The sequence below is a fragment of the Vitreoscilla massiliensis genome (assembly GCF_001457815.1).
GTDB lineage: Bacteria > Pseudomonadota > Gammaproteobacteria > Burkholderiales > Neisseriaceae > Vitreoscilla > Vitreoscilla massiliensis.
The window spans coordinates 145,347-163,486 of sequence record NZ_LN898217.1; the positions used below are offsets into that span (position 1 = coordinate 145,347).

Below are 18,140 nucleotides of genomic sequence, written 5' to 3' on the forward strand. Positions count from 1 at the left end.
TTGCGAAATTTCCCGTTTACAGCACAGAAATAAATATTTTGTGGCGTTTTAAAATTGCTGCACAAATTGTGTGTTTGAGGCGGTATCTGCGGCATAGGGCAAGGCCAAAAAGGCAAATAAGGCATCGAAATCGGTAAAGCCGATGATGTTGCCCAAGTGCACAATCTCAGCATCGTCTTCTGCCAGTTCGGCGATGCGCAGCATTAAATCGGCCAAATATTGGCGCCAAGAGGCGAATGTGTGTAAGGGTTGCTGCGGCAATTCGATGCTGTATCGATACAGTGCCCCTGTGTGCGGGTGCAGCAAGATGGCGGTATCGAAACTGCCCTCATCCAAAATCGGTATCAACACATTGTTGGTGTATTGGACTTGGATTTCGGGGGTGATGAAAAACACTTCAGGCGGCCTGAAATACAGCTCCATCATGTCAGGCAGGGTTTCTTGCTGATAGCATTGCAAGAAAATTGGGGCGAGATGTAGCGATGCCAGTGCGGTGTAACATTGTTCACGGGTCACTGGCATGATGTCATCCTTACAGGTTGCGACGGAAGTGGTGGCTGGCGATGAAGAAGTCTTTGTTGTAACACAGACTGTGCATGGCGCTGCGTTCAGGCGATACATTGGCATTCAAGTGAATCTCGGTGCAGCCGAGTTTGCGCGCTTCTACCGTTACTGCATCCATCAAGGCATTGGCATAACCACGGCGGCGGAATGTTTGCTGAGTGACGATGTCATCAATGTAAATGTAGCGACCCCAAACCAAGTTGTGAGTCAAACGGAAACCGCACACGGCCACGGCTTCTTTTTGCTCAGGCACAAACACCGCAAACAAACGGTAGCCCGCGCCGCGTTGGATGTTGTCGACTTGGTTGGTATACGATTGCGCGGTTAACAAGCTAGGGCGCAATTCCTTCATCACATCGAAGGTCAAATCGGTATCGGGTGGCAACACTTCTTTGATGGTGTAAGCCGGTTGTACCGGTTTGGGTGCGGCAGTAGGTGCAGGAGTCGCCACCGGTGCGGCTTGGGGCGCGGTTTCAATCACCGATTCGGCTTCGCCCATTTCCTTACAATCGACCAAACGCAAATCATTGTCTTGGGCGAAGTCCATCAAGAATTGGAACATTTCCGGATGCAATTCTGCCAATTTCTTGTCCACGGCCACACAGTTGACATTGTCCACGCTCAAAGGGCGCACATATTGGTGATAGGACAAGCGGCCTGTATTGAATGAAGACAAGATACCGGATAAACGTTCAGACCAGTCGCTGGGACGGAAGCGTTTGCCTTTGGTGGTGATGCCTTGAATCAGAATTTCATACGGATTACATACTTGCATAAGATTCGCTCTTTCAGGACGCGCAGACAGCGTGGGTGATTAGAATGAGCGCTATTATAACGCACTGTGGCACAGCTTAGTATCCAACTGCTGCGCCCAACAGGGGTTTTCGCGACACTTGCGTCCGATAGGCGGAACATCGGGTGGTAAATGACTGTAAAGAGCGCTGTTTGCGGACGAATGTCACTATTGGTCTGTTCATCTTAGCTATCTTACTCGGGTTCTAAACAGGTCACAGAAGCAATGCTTGTTAGCCGAGTCTGGAGTGGTTTTCATACCATGATGAATGCGGTACAGCATCATGTGTTATTGATGTGCAAGAATGAAATAAAGCGGCCTGTAAACCCTATTGAAGGTTTACAGGCCGCTTATTTAGTATTGAATGCGTAATGTGATGAAGATTTAGATGCGTTTAAACGGTGGCAGCGCCGCCAGCATTTTTTTGCCATAACTGGCCGAGGTCAAACGGCTGTCGAGTATGGTCACGCGCCCCATGTCGCTTTCGGTGCGTATCAAGCGCCCCACTGCTTGTATCAGCTTGATGCTGGCTTCGGGCACGGTGATTTCCATAAACGGGTTGCCGCCTTGGTCGGAAATCCAATCGCTGAGTGTTTTGTCGATGGGATTGTCGGGCATGGCAAACGGCAGCTTGGCAATGATGACGTGCATGCAGGCAAAGCCGGGCAAGTCCAAGCCTTCGGCAAAACTGTCCAAACCAAAAATAATGCTGACTTGGTTGGCCTGAATTTTTTGCAAATGTTGTTCCAACAAGGCCGCTTTGGGCATGTCGCCTTGCACCAATAAGGCATCCAAATACTCAGTCGGCAGGCGCAGCGCCACTTCTTGCATTTGCTTGCGCGACGAGAACAACACCAGCGTGCCTATGCCTTGTCTGAGGTCTATCAATTGGGGCAACCATTCAGCTATCATCATGGTGTGGCCGTTGGCGTCTTTGGGGCTGACCGGCAGGCGTGGCAAATACAATTCGCCTTGGGTGCCAAAATCAAATGGCGATTCCAAAGCCAATGTGGTGGTGTCGGGCAACCATTGCAAACCGGTTTGGCGCAGCAATAAATCAAAACTGCCCAAGCTTTGCAAAGTGGCCGAGGTCAATACCGCACCGGCAGCACGGCGCCACAAACGGCTGGCGAGCAGGCCAGCGCTGGAAACGGGCGAGGCGCAAAACAGATAATCAATTTTGCCTTGGCGTTTGGCCACGATCCATTTGGCCAGTGGCGGCTCTTTGTCGTGCGGCACGGTTGCCATCAAGTCCCACACCGCATTGATTTTCTCGGCCATGGCGATGGCCATGCCCAATTCGCTGTTGGTGGTGTCGATGACCATGGTGTCGCTGTCTTTGCTGCGCCGCTGCGCCGCCAAAGCATCGTTCAAACCGTACAAATGTTTCAACACCATGCGCGCGCTGATGGCGCAGTTGTCGACCAAGCCTTCCAAACCTTCGGGAATGAGACCTTTGTCCCACAGCCACAGCGGATCGCTGCCGGAAGAATTCGGCGCCAATTCGTCGGCTTGTTGCACTTGCCACATCCACTCGCTTAAGTGTTCAAGCAGGGCGGTGGCGGCTTCATCGGCCAAATTGGCGATTTCGGCCTTGTCGGCCAAGGCGGCCACTTTGCCGGTTAAGGCGGGCAAGCGTTCCAAGAAGGTTTGCGCTTGACTCAAGCTGTGCTCGGCGGCGAATTGGTTGACCGCTTTTTTGGCCAAGTGGTGCGCCTCGTCTATGCAGTAAAACGCGTTTTCAGGCGCAGGCAAAATCACGCCGCCGCCCATGGAAATGTCTGCCAACAGCAAATCGTGGTTGGCCACCACCACATCAACGGTTTCGAGCACATCGCGCGCCAAGTAAAACGGACATTCAGGCCGGTTTGGACAGCCTTGTTTGAGGCAACCATGTCTGTCGTTGGTGATGCGTTGCCACAAACCATCGTCGATGTTTTCCGGCCAAGTGTCGCGGTCGCCATTGAAACGGCGCGAGGTAAACGCATCAGCAAGCGCATGCAGTGTATCGAGTTCGGCCTGTTTGGGTTTGTGGTCCCACAACGCGGCGGCGCTGTTGTCTTCCAGTCCCAACGAGGTTTGCGCATTCATATTGGTCAATTGGTACAGGCGGTACGGGCACAAATAGCGACCGCGGCCTTTGGCCAAGGCAAAGCTCAATTCCAAGCCGCTTTTTTCCACCACAAACGGCAAATCGCGGTTGACCAATTGTTCTTGCAAGGCGATGGTGGCACTGGTGACGATGAGTTTTTTCTCACGCGTTTGCGCCATGATGCCGCCAGCGAGCAAATAGGCCAAGCTCTTGCCCACGCCTGTTGGCCCTTCGATAACGGCGATGCTTTCGCCATTGCGCTCGATTTCCTCGTCTTCACTGCTGCGGGTTTTGCTGCGGCTGAAGGCATTGGCGATTGCTGCCAACATTTCCCGTTGCGCGGCGCGCGGGCGGAAATTGGGCAGATTTTGGGCAATGTTTTTGTAATGGTCGGAAATGGCGTTTTTTTCGAGGTCGGTGAGCATGGCCACGCACTGGGATGGAGGAAACAGCGCCCAGTATAAAGCTTTCTGAAACAGAAGCCTATGCTTGTGGCACAGATGCGCTTGATTTGTGTAACCAATGTGCATCTGCCACTGGGTTTGTGTGGTCATGGCTTTACAGACCGCTTAAGTGGCCATGCGGCCTGTATGCCGCAGCAACTTGTGGCGTGAGTGTGACTCTGTGCATACTGGGCACACTGTATGGATGCGATGCGAATTTGCTCAAGGAGGGGATGATGTCTGAGGCGATGACGGTGTTCAGCTTGGGTTTTACCAAGAAAAATGCCGAACAGTTTTTTCAGTTACTGCGCGCCAACCAAGTTAAAACCGTGCTGGATGTGCGTTTGAACAATGTGTCGCAATTGGCTGGCTTTGCCAAGCGCGATGATTTGGCGTTTTTCCTGCGTGAAGTGGCCAATATTGATTATGTCGCCATGCCCAATTGGGCGCCGACCGAAAGCCTGATGAAGCAATACAAAAACGGCGACATCGCGGCCGAGCGCTTTGAAGACGAATTTATGGACTTGATGGCGCAGCGCAATATTGAGCGCGATGTGCCGCACGCCTTATTGGAACACGGCTGTTTGTTGTGCAGCGAACACGAGCCATACCAATGTCATCGCCGTTTGGTATTGCAGTATTTGCAACAGCACAGCGATTTGAACTTGGACATACGCCATTTGTTGTAACTGTTTCATACCAAGTAAAAGCGGCCTGTAAACCTGATGTTATGGTTTACAGGCCGCTTTTTATCGGTGTTGTGGTAGCAGCATGGGAATATTAAGTACGGTTTTGTTCTGTATGTCTAGGCGAAAATGGATGAGATGCTCCGTCTTTGCTAGTTCATTTACTTTAAGTTAACGCTGTATTGAAGATTTGCTAGTGTTTTCAACTCGCAAGAAGCAATACACTGCATACATCGAATCAACAAACAAACAACAACTTACAGTTAAAGGCAAACAAAATGAAAAAAACCATCATCACCACCGTATTGGCCGCATTGAGCATCTCTACTGCCATGGCAGCCAACATCGCTAACTTCACCAATGCCACCGAACAACAAAATCCATACGCACAAAGCAATGCCCAAGTGCAAAGCCAAGCCATCGCTACCGAACAAGTGAATTACGGCAAAGTGAATGGCAAAGTGGTGAACCCATTGTTCAAATACACCGGTGAAACCACTGCCAGCCAAGTGTCAGTTGAAACTTCTGGCGTGCGCGTTAGCCACTAAACTAGCTACAACGGTACTGGGTAGCACATGGGTTTATCCCTACTCCTGAAGCCAGTGTGATACCTAAAGCGGCCTGTAAACCCGATATCAAAGGTTTACAGGCCGCTTTTCCCTTATTGGCATTGATATTATTTGTATTGCTGCTTACCAGCGATACGCTGCGCCCAACCAGAATTGGCGACCGACTTCGTAAGTGCTGCTGTATTGGCTGCTGGTGCCGCCAAGATAGGTCGAGCTGGCATCGCTGCCGGCGACTTTGTTGTCCAACACATTGAGCACGTCCAAGGACAGCTCAAACTTCTGCTTGCCGCGCACGGGGATGTCGACCAAGAAACGCCAATCCAAGGTAAACGCGTCTTTGTAGCTACGCTTGGTGTAGTCGTACACACGGCCTTCCCAATCGCCACAGGCTTCCGGCTGGCTGGACTGGGCACACGACAACACCGTGCTGCGGTTGTAATGGGTATAGCCATCGCGGTAATTCAAGCGATGCGTCCAGCGCAAGTGCCATGTGGGGAAATCGGTTTGGATTTCTAAGAAAGCGTTCCACGGCGTGTTGTAATTGAATGGCGGCAAATCTTCGGCCGATTCATAGCGCTTGCCCTCAAACAGGTAATACGGCGTGGTGACTGTGGTCACGTCGGCGAGCAGCGATTCGTCGTAATTGCCTTGGTTATTGGTTTTGGTCTTTTGATAACGGGCGCCAAATTGGTAGCCCAATTGCAACGGCCCCCATTCATAGGCTTGTTTGCTGGCCAAACCCAAACTGAAGGTGTTGGCACTGGTAGCGCCTTCATTGCTCATGATTTTCACATCGTCATCGCGGCGGCTGGATTTGAATTGGTCGTGGCTGTCGCGGTGCACGAATTTTGCGCTGAGCACATGGTTGCCTAAAGTGTAATCAAAGCCGATGTTGGCCTCATCGCTGTACGGTGTTTTCAAATCGGAAGTGTCCCAAGCGACCGAATTGGCGGCGTATTTTTCAAACGTCCAATCCGATTCACCGTTATTTGGGTCATTTTTACGCGTGTACGATTCGTTATACGGCACTTTGGCGCGCAGCGCGTAAGCGAGCATGTTGCCAGCGTAATAGCGGTTTAAGCCACCAAAAACATGCAAGCGCTCATTGCCCAAGGCATCAATATTGAAGGCAAAGCGCGGGCTGATGTTGAAATTGCCCAAAAAATCATCGTAATTGAAGTTCAGGCCGGGAGTGAGGGTGACGCGGCCGAGTTGCATCTCATCTTGCGCATAAAATGAATAATTGTTGACCTGCACGCTGGTGTCGTAAGCACGGTACTTCACCATCGAGTTTTGGTATTGCTCACCGGGTATGCAGTCTTGGCAGCCATTGCTGGTGGGCGGCAAAGCCGTACCGGTATAACTCATGTAGCGGACATCTTGTGGGCGGCTGGCATGTGCTTGAGCGAGGTCTATGTTCCAACCGGCGCTGAAGCTGTGTGCAGCGCTGTCACCTGCGGCCAAGGCATCCCATTGCCAATCTTGTTTCAGCGTCCATGTTTTGGTGGTGGATTCCAAGGTGCCCAAACCGCCTTCGCGTGACCACAAACAATCGCCACTGCTGGTACTGCGCAAAGTGCACCAATCCAAGCTGTTGGAGGCTTTCCAGTTGTAATAATCATAGCCCGCATCGTAGCCTATCTTGTTTTTGTCTTGGGTATAGGCGAGGGCGGTTTCGACCTTGCCGCCGTCAAAATCGTGTTGCCAATTTAAGTTGGCGCGCCAACCGCCGCCTTCACTTTGGTAGCGGCCATTTTTGACATTGTTGGCGTAATAGGTGTTTTCATGTGGCGAGTACATCAAGGTCGCGGTCAAACGGTTGTCTTCATTCGCTTGGTACAAGCCTTTGAGCATCAACGTTTGTGCCAAACGCTTTTCTTCCACGCGTTGACCCAAGATGGTGTGGTTTTCAGGGATGCGTGATTGGGTGCGGTTATAGCTGAGCAATAAGGCGGCGTTGTCGCTTAATGGTTGATTCAAGCTGAGGTTGTAAGTCTGTTTGACAAACTCGGGTTGCACATCGTCAGTAGCGTCGATTTCGCCGTATTTTTCCACTTGCTCATCGGTGTAATGCAGTTGCGTCCAATTGTCGCGGGTGGTGCGAAAGCTGACCGAACCGCTGGCGGCTTGGGTGTCTGGGTCTTTTAATTTGGCATCGACCACACCGCCGGTAAAGCGGTTGTATTTGGCCGGCACATTGCTGTCGTACACGTCGACTTGCTGCACCAAAGCGGTATCGACTTGAAAGGCTTCAGGGCTGCCCGGTGCCAAATACATGCCGGTAGGGCTTTCAAATTCTTCTTCTGATGTGAAGCCGCTGTTGCTGGCACCGGGGTTCATACTGTCGTTATTGGAAAAACCATCGAGCATAAAGGCATTGTTGTAATACGGCTCACCATGAAAAGACACGGTGTCGGAGCTGATTTCGCCGGCTTGGGTAGATGAATTGCTGCTGTTAGAAAACTGCACTGCCGGATTGGTGCGCAGCAAATCGACGATATTGCCATTGCGCGTGGGCAGGCGCTGGATGTCTTGTTCATTCAAATGTTGCACATCGCTTCTGGCCTTGGCTTCGATGACAATCGGTGCTAATTCGGTGGTTTCGCTATTGAGCTCGTCGGCGTAACTGTGGACAGGCAAGAGGCTGAGGCAGGACAAGGCCGTTGCCAAGATGGGTTTTTGAGGAAGCATGATGTGCGTGTATGCGAGTTAAGTATTGTTAATGTTGTAAATGATAATCGTTAATGTTTATAGATACAACTTATTTTAATAATCATTATCATTTATAATAATGATTTTAGGCGATGGCTACAGCAGTGATGAAGCGATATGTGTGGGGTGGGGCGGTAATGGTGGTGTTGGCAGCGTGCCAAACCGCATCAACGCGGGTGTTTGACGGGCAAGGACAAGTGGTCTGTAATGTGGCTGAGCCTGCGTGCTTGCGTGCGGTCTACAGCGCCGACAGCCGTTATTGGCCCAAGCCGCAGATAGATGACGGGGTGGTGTTTCAAGAATTGCAGCCTTTGTCGCCCAATCCGCCGCCCGCGCCTGAGCATCCTGAACAAGTGGCTTTGGGCAAGGCGCTGTTTTTTGAACCGCGTCTGTCTGACGATGGCCAAGTCAGCTGCGCTTCGTGCCATTTGCCGTATCAAGGTTTTGCCGAAAAAAGCGCGGTGTCGACTGGTGTGTACAACCGCCAAGGCCGTCGCAATGCGCAAGCCTTAATGCATTTGGGTTCGGCGCATGGCCTATTCTTTTGGGATGGTCGTGCCAGCAGTTTGGAGCAACAAGCGTTAATGCCCTTAACCGACCACGTGGAAATGAACCAAGATTTGGCCAAAGTGCCGAGTATTTTAAAGCAAGCGGGCTATGAGCCGCGCTTTCAGGCCGCTTTTGGTGAGGGCATTAACATTGCTGCCGTGGCCAAGGCTTTGTCGGAATACCAACGCACCTTGCGACCAGAATCGACCAAGTTCGATGCGTTTTTATTGGGCGACAAGCAAGCGCTGTCGGACGAGGAATTGCAAGGTCTGCACTTGTTTCGCACCAAGGCGCGCTGCATGAATTGTCACACTGGCCAAATGCTCACCGATGGCAAGTTGCACAACCTCAACCAAACCTTGGCAGGGCGCAAATGGGAAGACTTTGGCCGCTATGAAGTGACCCAAAATATCGAAGACTGGGGCAAATTCAAAACCGCCAGTCTGCGCAATTTGAGCAAAACCAAACCGTGGTTTCACCATGGCTTGTTTGTCAATTTGCAAGGCGTGGTGGCGATGTACAACATCGGCATGCGCGAAGGCTTGGCCAAAGGCGCGCCGGCCGAGTCGCACCAGCCGCATCTAGACCCCTTGATTAAGCCTTTGAATCTGACCCCAGACGAGCGCCGCGCCGTGACCCGCTTCCTTGAAACTTTGTAAGAATGCCGTGACAGCAGTGGCGGCAGCGTTACAATGGGCTTCTTTACACATTACAGGACGCATGTCGGATGATTTCCTTGCAAAACGATTACAGCGAAGGTGCCCACCCACGCATCTTGGCTTTGCTCACCCAAACCAATCTGGAACAGAGTGCGGGCTATGGTGAAGATGCGTATTGCTTACAGGCCGCATCTCATATCCAGCAACACCTGAATGCCCCACAAGCAGCCATCCACTTTGTCAGCGGCGGCACCCAAAGTAATACCGTCATCATCAAGTCGGTGTTGCGCCCGCATGAAGCGGTGATCGCGGCACAAAGCGGCCACATCGCCGTGCACGAAACCGGCGCGATTGAAGCCACAGGTCACAAAGTCATCACCATGCCGGTGGCCAACAGCGGCAAGCTCACGCCTGAAGCGGTAATGACTGCGGTCAAAACCCATACCGATGAGCACATGGTCAAACCGCGTATGGTCTACATCTCGCAAACCACCGAAATCGGCAGCGTCTACAGCGTGGCCGAATTACGGGCGCTGCGTGCGTGTTGCGATGACTTGGGTTTGTATTTGCACATAGACGGCGCACGCTTGGGCGCAGCCTTGGCCGCCAACAGCGAATTGAGCTTGGCCATTATGGCCGAAGTGGCAGACGTGTTTTACATCGGTGGCACCAAAAACGGCGCTTTATTGGGCGAAGCCATTGTCATTGTGAATCCAGATTTACAGGCCGACTTTCGCTATGGCATGAAGCAACACGGTGCTTTGCTGGCCAAAGGCCGCATCTTGGGCTTGCAGTTTGTCGGCTTGTTTGCCGAGCAAGTGTTTTTTGAATGTGCCCACCATGCGCACGAACAAGCCATGGCTTTGGCCGATGGTTTGCGCGATTTGGGTTGCGGCTTCTTAACCGCGCCACAATCGAATCAAATTTTCCCGATTTTGCCCAATGCGGTGATTTCTGCATTGCAGCAAAAATTCACGTTTTACCATTGGCAAGACATCCATGACAGCGACAGCGCCGTGCGTTTGGTCACTTCTTGGGCAACGGAACCTGCCAATATTAAAGAGTTTTTACGTGTTACCGCCGAATTATTACGCAAATAACCTAAATACCAACCCCTTAGAATGCTATATTCGAGAAGCATTTTTTTGTGGGTTGGTTTTAAATTTTTTTTAGGCGCAGTCAAGATGAAAAGACCTTGAACGCCATCGTGCTGCATGCCTTGTCTGCTGTGGTTTTCGCCTAAAAATTGAGCAGAAGCACCATGCTCAAATCGCGGTTGCAAACGGCCGCACCCATCACCCATCACACAAAATTGCCAAGAAAAAATCACATGCTGGTATGAGTATTGCATATACAGATAGGGCGGATGTGAGTTTCGCTGGTGGCATGATTCCCTCACCATCAAGCCGCCATGGCGATGGCACAGACGCAATTACATTATGGTAGAAATCCGCTGTTGCGGCAGGTGTCGGCAGACATCATACAAAAGCCCAAACAATGGCAATCCGACTCAGACAAGCAGCAAACACACCCACATGCCCAATATTGAGAAACAACGGGCAGCGTTAAGCAAGTGTGTTCAGGCATTGAAGCACAATGCCCCATCTGTACCTCACAGGTGTGCACACGCTGTTGGTGTGTTTGGCTGAGCTTGTGTCTGACGCAAGGTGGATTTTTACCCATGGAAAACCCGCTAGAGCAGCGGCCATTGTGACCCACTTTAAGGCTCAGCCTACAGACTACACCACACAATGCCGCATCAGTGCTCAGACAGAATAAAAGGACAAAACCATGCGTCACTCTTTACTTATCGCCTTAATGATAGGCAGTTTCAGCGGCATTTCTGAAGCTCAGGCTTATGAAGCCAGCGTACCGCAATTTGCACAAGAGCGTGCGGTGCGCCAAATGCAAAACCAATGGCAAAACATAGGCAAAGTGTATTTGGCCGATGGCAAAACCTTGCCGGCTGCTGCCATCAGCGTCAACAATCCGATGGACGACGGTTTGTTGCAAGATAAGGTTGCATGCACGCCGAAAAGCTGCGATTTGAATGTGAGCCTGACTGCGGCACAAAGCGAGCAATTGCAAGCCTTGCGCATCAGTGGCATCGGTTGGGTATTGGCGCCACGCGGCTGGAAAGATGTGGAAGCGGCGGTGGGTGTGAACGGTTCGCAATCGTTCTTGTTAAAAAGCCCCGATGGCCGTGAATCCATCAGCTATTACAACAGCGGTGCCTGTGTTGGCTGTGCTTACAGTGCCGCCTCACCGTTTTTCCCGCAAGCTTTGAAACTGGCCAAAGAAAATGAATTTGGCTATAACGACCCAAGCGCGGCGATTAAAATTGTGCGCCCTAATAGCACCAATGCCTTGTTCAGCTATACCTTAAAAGGCCAATACACCACCCATGGCAAAGCGGTGTTTGACAGTGGTGAAGACATCCCTTACCAAAACCTGCGCGCTACCTTGAAACCGGCGCAACAAGATTTGGCCGGTTTGATTTTGAACACAGGCATCCATTAATGCCTTGTGATTGCTGAACACAATATTAGTTAACAAGCGGCCTGTAAATGATTTACAGGCCGCTTTCGTATGCGCAAAACTCAATAATCAATGTCGTTCAATGGAAAGTTTTTTGGAGCCACATACTGGCCTTTGGCGGCATTGAAGGGCACCCCATAGGTTTTTTGTGGGTGTTTTTTGCCATTGCTTTGATTGTTGACCTTGAACACCAATGGGTACATGCCCGCAGTGGTTTTGCCTTGGGTGTTGATGTAAAACTTGGCGTCTAAATCGGCGTATTTCTTGCCGGTTTCCGATGCGCCCTCAGTATTGTAAGACGCGCCTAGCCAGCTGCGGGCAACGCCTTGTTTCCATGGGGTGAGGATGACGTAGTGGCTGCCCGCATAGCCGTGGTGCATGTCGGCATGTTGGCTCAAATAGCCATAAGTCTTGGGGCCAAACTGGTGCAAAGACCAAGCCTTAGCGCGCGGCGCCGTGCCATAAGCACCGATGTGCTCAGGTTTGCCCTTGTGGCGCAGCTGCCAAGCATTGCCGACTTTTTGGTACACAAACAGCGCCGCCACGCCGCTGTAAGCATGCGCTTCTATGGTTTGCTTTTCGGCATAATCATAGGCATCGCCCAAGGCCAGTGCATACAAATAGCTTTGCCCATCGATGCGCACTTCGCGGCTGGGGCCAGCAAACAAGCAGTAATCCGTTTGCTGTTCATCGCGGTATTGCAAACAGCTGCCACTGCTTTTAAATTGCTTGGCCAACAGCGCGCGGGTGTCGGTGCTGGCGTGGGCGGCGGGCAACAGGCATAAGCCGCTTAAGGCCAATAATAAGGTGCGTGAGTAAGACATGGGTTTCCTTCAAGTATCCAAGCTGCAAGTATTAAAGTGTGTTTTGTGAGTTTACAGGCCGCTTAAGGGGTGTCGCTGATGGAATCATCATCGAAATGCCAGCGTGACATTTCGGCCAAATCGGCCGCCTTGGTAAACACACAAGCGGCCTGTAAGTCTATCGGCTCTGTGCCTGTTGGCAAGGCCACGTTTTGGGCGATGCGGCGGATGTTGCGAAAGCGTGCCAAACCGGAACAGCGGTAATGGCTGCGCTTGCCTTGCCGCGGCTGAAAATCCAGCCCTTGCCAAGCACCGTGCGGCGGGAAGTCGTCACACACCGCATTTAAAAATTCCACCACCGCATACACCACGGTTTTGTGCGCCATCTGCACCGCCCACTCGCCATGACAATACAGCAATAGCCATCGTCCCGTTGGCAACGGCAGCGCATACACATCGCCGGCGGCGATGTCAGCTTCTATGTGTGGATAACGCAGTTTGGCCGCGACCTTGGGCGCAGGTGCGAACAGCGGCATTGCCCACTCAGGTAGCGCTACTGCTGGTGGTCGCGCAGGCAAGGGCGGCTCGCTGCTGGGTACGGACAAATGACCAAAACATTGCTGTAACAAGGCCTCGTTTAAACCCATGTCGCTTTGCCACCATGCCAAAGGCCCACCCACTTCCACCCGCACATTTGGCCGCGCATCGCGGGCAGCGCCGCTGCGCCATGTTTCCAACAAGCCGGGGTGTTCGGGCACGTTTAAAAAGCCGCAATCGGCCAAGGCTTCGAGCAAGCTGCTGGCGGCATGGGCACGGATGCCAAACAATTTGGCCACAGGTTCTCGCACCTTGCTGTAGCGCAGCTTGGGCGGCAAGGTGCGCAGCAAGTCCAATAATTGCTGCCATTGGTACACATCGTGTGGTTGCGGCTGTGGCCATAGGGGCAGCGGCGTTTGCAAGGCTTGTTGCAACACAAACCAAGTGTGCAGCGGGCCAAAAATCGTACCGTAGTCCCAACTGTCTTGGTGCGCCAGCCACAGTTGTTGCATATCGTAGTCTGCACTGGCGGCGGGCATAAAACACTGGCGGCAAGTGCTGGAATTAACGCTGTAAGCTTGATATTCATGCAGCGGCATCGCCTGCGCCAAGGCCCAAGCCGGCAACACATCGCGCCACCATGCCGGCGCCGAACTGATGGCGGCGACAAAGGCATTACAGGCCGCTTGTTGTGGAATGCGCGCCACCAAGTCTTTGATGTCGGCCAATAGCTCGGCATGTTCAACCGTGTGTTTGGCATCTGCTCCCAAACCAACCGCGTGCAAATGCGCTTGTGCCTGTGCTTGTGAGAGGACATCTGCGGGCACAGCCGCTGTTGGGGTGGTCGCAAGCTGGTTGTCAGCAGACAAGCGGTGCAATAAGCGTGCTTCCAGCGAGTCTTGCGGCCAAAAATAGTCTGGTATCTTGGGACTGCGTGGCATCAGAGGTGCTCCTAGTGCGCATGGCGGCATCAGCCGCAGTGCTTGAGTCAAGACCCCATCTTAACCAGTGTGGCATGTTGTGACCAAATAAAAATGCGGCCTGTAAATGGTTTTACAGGCCGCATGTGCATCTACATCAGGCTTTATACGCTTAAGTAAGACGATTGTTTTAAGCCGTGGCAGAACTCGGCGAAATACACTTTTTCATCGGCATAGCTGAGGCCAGCCAAGCGGATTTTTTCCTCGTATTTGTTGAGGATTTCCTTGGAGGACAAGTGCACATAAGCCAACATGTCTTCGATGGTGTCGTGTTCTTCCAAACCGTCCAAACGCGTGCTGCCGTCGTCGTTCAAATACACATTGACCGAGTCGGTGTCGCCAAACAAATTGTGCATGTCGCCCAAAATCTCTTGGTAAGCGCCGACCAAAAACACGCCCAATAAATACGGCGTACCGTTCAAAGCGTGTATGGGCATGTTGTTTTCGATGGATTGCTGGTCTATGTATTGACCGACTTTGCCATCGGAATCGCAAGTCAAATCTTGCAATACCGCGCGGCGGGTGGGCTGCTCGTTCAAGCGGTGCAGCGGCATAATCGGCAACACTTGGTTAATCGCCCAAGTATCGGGCAGGCTTTGGAATACCGAGAAGTTGCAGAAGTATTTGTCGGCCAGCTTGTCGTTCAAAATGTCGAACACTTGGCGCTGCGAGCGTTGGTTCGCCAACAACAGCAATTGCTTGTGCATGCGTTGGCACAACACCGAATACACTTGCTCGCCCATGGCTTTTTCTTCCAAACCGATTTTGCCCTCGGCATACAGCGCCGTCAGTTCATTGAAATAGACGGTGATGCGGTGGTAAGTCTCGGTGACCATTTCTGAATCGTTGACGCGGGTATAGTCGAGCAATTTGCGTGCAGGAAACGACAGGTTTTCCACATCACCGATTTCCGGCCATTCCGATGGCAAGGTTTCCACATCGGTGACGTTCATCACCAATACCGCGTGGTGGGCAGTCATGGCGCGACCCGATTCGGAGAAAATATTCGGCACCGGCAAATCGTTTTCCAAACAGAATTCTTGCAAGCTGCTGACAATGATGTGCGCGTATTCGCTCATGGAGTAGTTAATTGAGCTGGCATTGCGCGAGTGAGTGCCGTCGTAATCAACGCCCAAGCCGCCGCCCACGTCTATGGTTTCAATCGGCAAACCGAGCGCGCGCAATTCGGCGAAATAGCGCAAGGCCTCTTTAAAGCCCAAGCGGTAATCGGCGATGTTGGCGATTTGTGAGCCCATGTGAAAATGCATCAAGCGCACATACCCAGCCAAACCAGCGGCCTGTAATTTCTTTTGGGCCGAAATCAATTGGCTGGCCGACAAACCAAACTTGCCTTTGTCGCCGCCGGTATCGGCCCATTTGCTGGAAGCCAACGACGACAAGCGCACGCGCAAACCCAAATTGGCGCACATGCCCATGTGTTTGGCTTCTTCAATGATCAAATCAACTTCGGATTCTTTTTCAATGACGATGAACACATTGTGGCCCAGCTTCTGACCAATCAACGCCATGCGGATGAATTCGCGGTCTTTATAGCCATTGCACACAATGGTGCCGCCGATAGGTGAGAATGCCAACACGATCATCAATTCCGGTTTGGAACCGGCTTCCAAACCGATGGACACGCCTTGGTCGTGGGTGGCGATGATGTTTTTCACCACCGATTCTTGTTGGTTGACCTTAATCGGGTAGATGGCGGTGTACTTAGCATCGTAATCGTATTTGTCTATTGCCTTGTCAAACGCGCCGCACAAGCGCTTGACCCGATCTTGCAAAATATCGGGAAAGCGAAACAACATCGGCAAGTCTTGGCCGCGCTGATTCACTTGCGCTACCAAGTCGTACACATCTATAGATTGTTCTTTGTCTGCACGTGGCTTTACCGCCACATGTCCTTGGGCATTAATGCCGAAATAGCCGTCGCCCCAGTGGTTGATGCCGTAGACGCTGGCCGCGTCTTCAATACTCCAACTCATGCTATTTCCTCTCATTGTAGGTTTCATGGGGCGCATGGTAACGTAAAAACTCCCTACTGTGCGGCTTGCATGGTGGCTAGGGCAGGGTTTTTACGGCACAGCTTAGGTTAAATTTGGTAAGTTTATGATTGAATTGAATTAAAAATGCAACTCGTGTGAGCGTGCACTTGTCATTTGCAGACACAATGCATTGGTATAAAGGAGTGTGGGATGAAAAAATACCTCGCAATTTTGGTGGTGGCCAGTGCCATGCCTGTGCTCAGCCACGCGGCAGTGACGTATGGCAATCAGTGGGCAGTTGGGACCAAAAACACCTTCTATCACACCTTGGAAGCGCCAGCGGGCAAATACCGTTTGGACATCCAAGCCTCAGACACCGCTCCCATCACGGTCTACCATGATGGGGCTGGTAAAAAAGCGGTGTTGTTGCGCTTGAATCAAGGGCAACAAGGCAGTAGCGGCAGCGCCGAAATACCGCTGCGCGCCACCAAACCCGGCCTTGCTTATGGCTATGCGCGCATCAGTGTGCAAGTGGGTGTGGGCCAAAAAACCGGCAGCGGCAGCTACCAAATACAACTGATACCGTTGTTTTGATGACTGAACAACGCAAGCGGCCTGTAAATCGTTTTAATAGATTTACAGGCCGCTTTGATATTGCTTACATGCTATTTAGGCGCGCGGTGGGATTTCCAAGCCTTTTTGTACCGCCGGGCGTTTGAGCCAGTTGGCGAGCACGCGGTTGACCTCGGCGTAAGAATTGAAATTGACCAAATGGCCGGCGTCGTAATACTCATTGATGTTGCGCAGCCACGGCAAGATGGCGATGTCAGCCACCGTGTATTCGTCGCCCATCATCCATTGTTTGCCGCGCAAATGTTGGTCGATAACGCCTAACAAACGTTTGCTCTCAGCCACATAGCGCTCCAATGGGCGTTTGTCTTCAAAGTCTTTGCCGCCGTATTTGTAGAAGAAGCCCACTTGTCCCATCATCGGGCCCACGCCGCCGACTTGGAAAAACAACCATTGCATGCACTCATAGCGGCGCGCCGCGTCTTGCGGAATCAGCTGGCCAGTTTTCTCAGCCAAATACCACAGTATCGCGCCCGACTCGAACAATTGCAGCGCCTGACCATCGGGCCCATTCGGGTCGAGGATGGCGGGGATTTTATTGTTCGGGTTTAAAGACAGAAACTCCGCCGACATTTGGTCTTGGCGCTCAAAGCTGACGGTGTGCGCATCGTAAGGCAGGCCGATTTCTTCCAACATGATTGACACTTTGACGCCATTCGGCGTCGGCAAAGAATACAGTTGTAAGCGTTCAGGATGTTGGGCAGGCCATTTTTGGGTAACAGCAAAATCATTCAGTGCTTGCGACATGGTGTTTCCTTTGTGAATGTGCGCGCGCAAGATTTTTTGCGCATGCAAACAGATAAGTAGCGATAGACAGTATAAGAGATACGCTGGCACGGCGCCAATGTGGCGGTGTGGGTTTGCAGTGAGTGAAACGGGTTGAATGCTATGGAGGCTGCGGTGGCTTAACTTTAACGGCTATCAATCCATGTCAGTGCTCGTCAGTGTCTGCAAGCGGTTCCGTCGCTTTGCCATTTGCCTGAGTTCAGATAACCATTGTAAGCGGCCTGTAAATCGCTAGGGTGCACAGTATCAAAACGCCAGCGGCTTAAGCCATTATCCATTGCCCATTATGGCTGTTCTTCAATAGGCCAAACACGTTTACACACTGCCGGCGGTTTCGATCACCAAGATGCGCGCCGCGCCAACAGGGTGCGCCACATGTTCACAGCCGACTTCGGCATGAAAAATATCGTCAGCTTGCAAACGCACACAGTGTTCTTGTCCTGCCTCGCGGTAAAACATGTCAACACTGCCATCGACCACCACAAACACCTCTTGGCCATCGTTGACATGCCACACATACGGCGTGTCGGTCCAATGCAGGCGCACGCTGGTATTGCCAAACCGTGCAATGTCCAAAGCGCCCCAAGCGCGCTCAGCGGTAAAGTCTTGTGGGTGGGTGATGGTGGGCATGGTCGTGCTCATTCAGAAGGGAGCTTCATCTTAAGACCAAACCCTGTTCCTGAATAGCACAATGGCACGCTTGCAGGGTAAAGAATTGTTTTTGAGTTGGTCATCTACAGTTAAATCAAGGAAAATACGCTGCTTTTGCCGCCAATAGCGCCAGTTGCGTGCGCTGCCATCTCAG

General features: G+C 51.9%; 16 protein-coding genes. 6 read left to right on the plus strand and 10 right to left on the minus strand.

Features of this window, described 5'->3' with window-relative positions:
• Positions 1–48 precede the first annotated feature (48 nt).
• From BN3003_RS02985 to dinG, 3 genes are all read right to left on the minus strand, one after another.
• Positions 49–522, minus strand: a complete 474-nt coding sequence (locus BN3003_RS02985) for a hypothetical protein (RefSeq protein WP_058305253.1) — start codon at positions 520–522, stop codon at positions 49–51.
• A 10-nt stretch (positions 523–532) separates the two neighbouring features.
• Positions 533–1,339, minus strand: a complete 807-nt coding sequence (locus tag BN3003_RS02990) for a GNAT family N-acetyltransferase (RefSeq protein ID WP_058305254.1) — start codon at positions 1,337–1,339, stop codon at positions 533–535.
• A 402-nt stretch (positions 1,340–1,741) separates the two neighbouring features.
• Complete coding sequence (gene dinG, locus BN3003_RS02995) at positions 1,742–3,874, minus strand: ATP-dependent DNA helicase DinG (RefSeq protein ID WP_058305453.1); 2,133 nt, start codon at positions 3,872–3,874, stop codon at positions 1,742–1,744.
• 254 nt (positions 3,875–4,128) lie between these two features.
• Between dinG and BN3003_RS03000 the strand changes: the two genes are divergently transcribed.
• Positions 4,129–4,581 carry a DUF488 domain-containing protein gene (locus BN3003_RS03000; RefSeq protein WP_199822539.1) on the plus strand — a complete coding sequence of 151 codons (453 nt, stop codon included), beginning with the start codon at positions 4,129–4,131 and terminating at the stop codon, positions 4,579–4,581.
• A 275-nt stretch (positions 4,582–4,856) separates the two neighbouring features.
• On the plus strand, positions 4,857–5,126 hold the full coding sequence (locus BN3003_RS03005) for a hypothetical protein (RefSeq protein ID WP_058305255.1): 270 nt from the start codon (positions 4,857–4,859) through the stop codon (positions 5,124–5,126).
• Between the two features lie 144 nt (positions 5,127–5,270).
• On the opposite strand, the gene BN3003_RS03010 is transcribed toward BN3003_RS03005, so the two are convergent.
• A complete protein-coding gene (locus BN3003_RS03010) occupies positions 5,271–7,838 on the minus strand; it encodes a TonB-dependent receptor plug domain-containing protein (RefSeq protein WP_058305256.1) in 2,568 nt (855 codons plus the stop codon).
• Between the two features lie 113 nt (positions 7,839–7,951).
• Here BN3003_RS03010 and BN3003_RS03015 point away from each other — a divergent pair, with 113 nt between their 5' ends.
• From BN3003_RS03015 to BN3003_RS03025, 3 genes are all read left to right on the plus strand, one after another.
• Positions 7,952–9,067 (plus strand): cytochrome-c peroxidase, encoded by a 1,116-nt coding sequence (locus BN3003_RS03015; protein ID WP_082625511.1) that lies wholly within the window; start codon positions 7,952–7,954, stop codon positions 9,065–9,067.
• Positions 9,068–9,135: 68 nt separating this feature from the next.
• A complete protein-coding gene (locus BN3003_RS03020; RefSeq protein WP_058305258.1) occupies positions 9,136–10,167 on the plus strand; it encodes a threonine aldolase family protein in 1,032 nt (343 codons plus the stop codon).
• A 691-nt stretch (positions 10,168–10,858) separates the two neighbouring features.
• Entirely contained in the window at positions 10,859–11,587 is a 729-nt protein-coding gene (locus BN3003_RS03025) for a DUF4850 domain-containing protein (protein ID WP_082625512.1), read from the plus strand.
• An 80-nt stretch (positions 11,588–11,667) separates the two neighbouring features.
• Here BN3003_RS03025 and BN3003_RS03030 read toward each other — a convergent pair whose 3' ends face one another.
• The 3 genes from BN3003_RS03030 to speA form a co-directional block, all read right to left on the minus strand.
• Positions 11,668–12,429, minus strand: a complete 762-nt coding sequence (locus tag BN3003_RS03030; RefSeq protein ID WP_058305260.1) for a hypothetical protein — start codon at positions 12,427–12,429, stop codon at positions 11,668–11,670.
• Positions 12,430–12,491: 62 nt separating this feature from the next.
• A complete protein-coding gene (locus BN3003_RS03035; protein WP_058305261.1) occupies positions 12,492–13,886 on the minus strand; it encodes a hypothetical protein in 1,395 nt (464 codons plus the stop codon).
• 143 nt (positions 13,887–14,029) lie between these two features.
• A complete protein-coding gene (gene speA / locus BN3003_RS03040; protein WP_058305262.1) occupies positions 14,030–15,919 on the minus strand; it encodes an arginine decarboxylase in 1,890 nt (629 codons plus the stop codon).
• Positions 15,920–16,129: 210 nt separating this feature from the next.
• On the opposite strand from speA, the gene BN3003_RS03045 reads away from it, so the two are divergent.
• Positions 16,130–16,513, plus strand: coding sequence for a hypothetical protein (locus BN3003_RS03045; RefSeq protein WP_058305263.1), 384 nt, complete (start codon positions 16,130–16,132; stop codon positions 16,511–16,513).
• Between the two features lie 75 nt (positions 16,514–16,588).
• Here the strand turns inward: BN3003_RS03045 and BN3003_RS03050 are convergent, their stop codons facing one another.
• The 3 genes from BN3003_RS03050 to BN3003_RS03055 form a co-directional block, all read right to left on the minus strand.
• The gene (locus tag BN3003_RS03050) at positions 16,589–17,296 is read right to left on the minus strand and encodes a glutathione S-transferase N-terminal domain-containing protein (RefSeq protein ID WP_058305264.1); all 708 of its coding nucleotides are present in this window, start codon (positions 17,294–17,296) and stop codon (positions 16,589–16,591) included.
• A 194-nt stretch (positions 17,297–17,490) separates the two neighbouring features.
• On the minus strand, positions 17,491–17,613 hold the full coding sequence (locus BN3003_RS19195; protein WP_267886090.1) for a hypothetical protein: 123 nt from the start codon (positions 17,611–17,613) through the stop codon (positions 17,491–17,493).
• A 37-nt stretch (positions 17,614–17,650) separates the two neighbouring features.
• A complete protein-coding gene (locus tag BN3003_RS03055; RefSeq protein ID WP_407701086.1) occupies positions 17,651–17,965 on the minus strand; it encodes a cupin in 315 nt (104 codons plus the stop codon).
• Positions 17,966–18,140 lie beyond the last annotated feature (175 nt).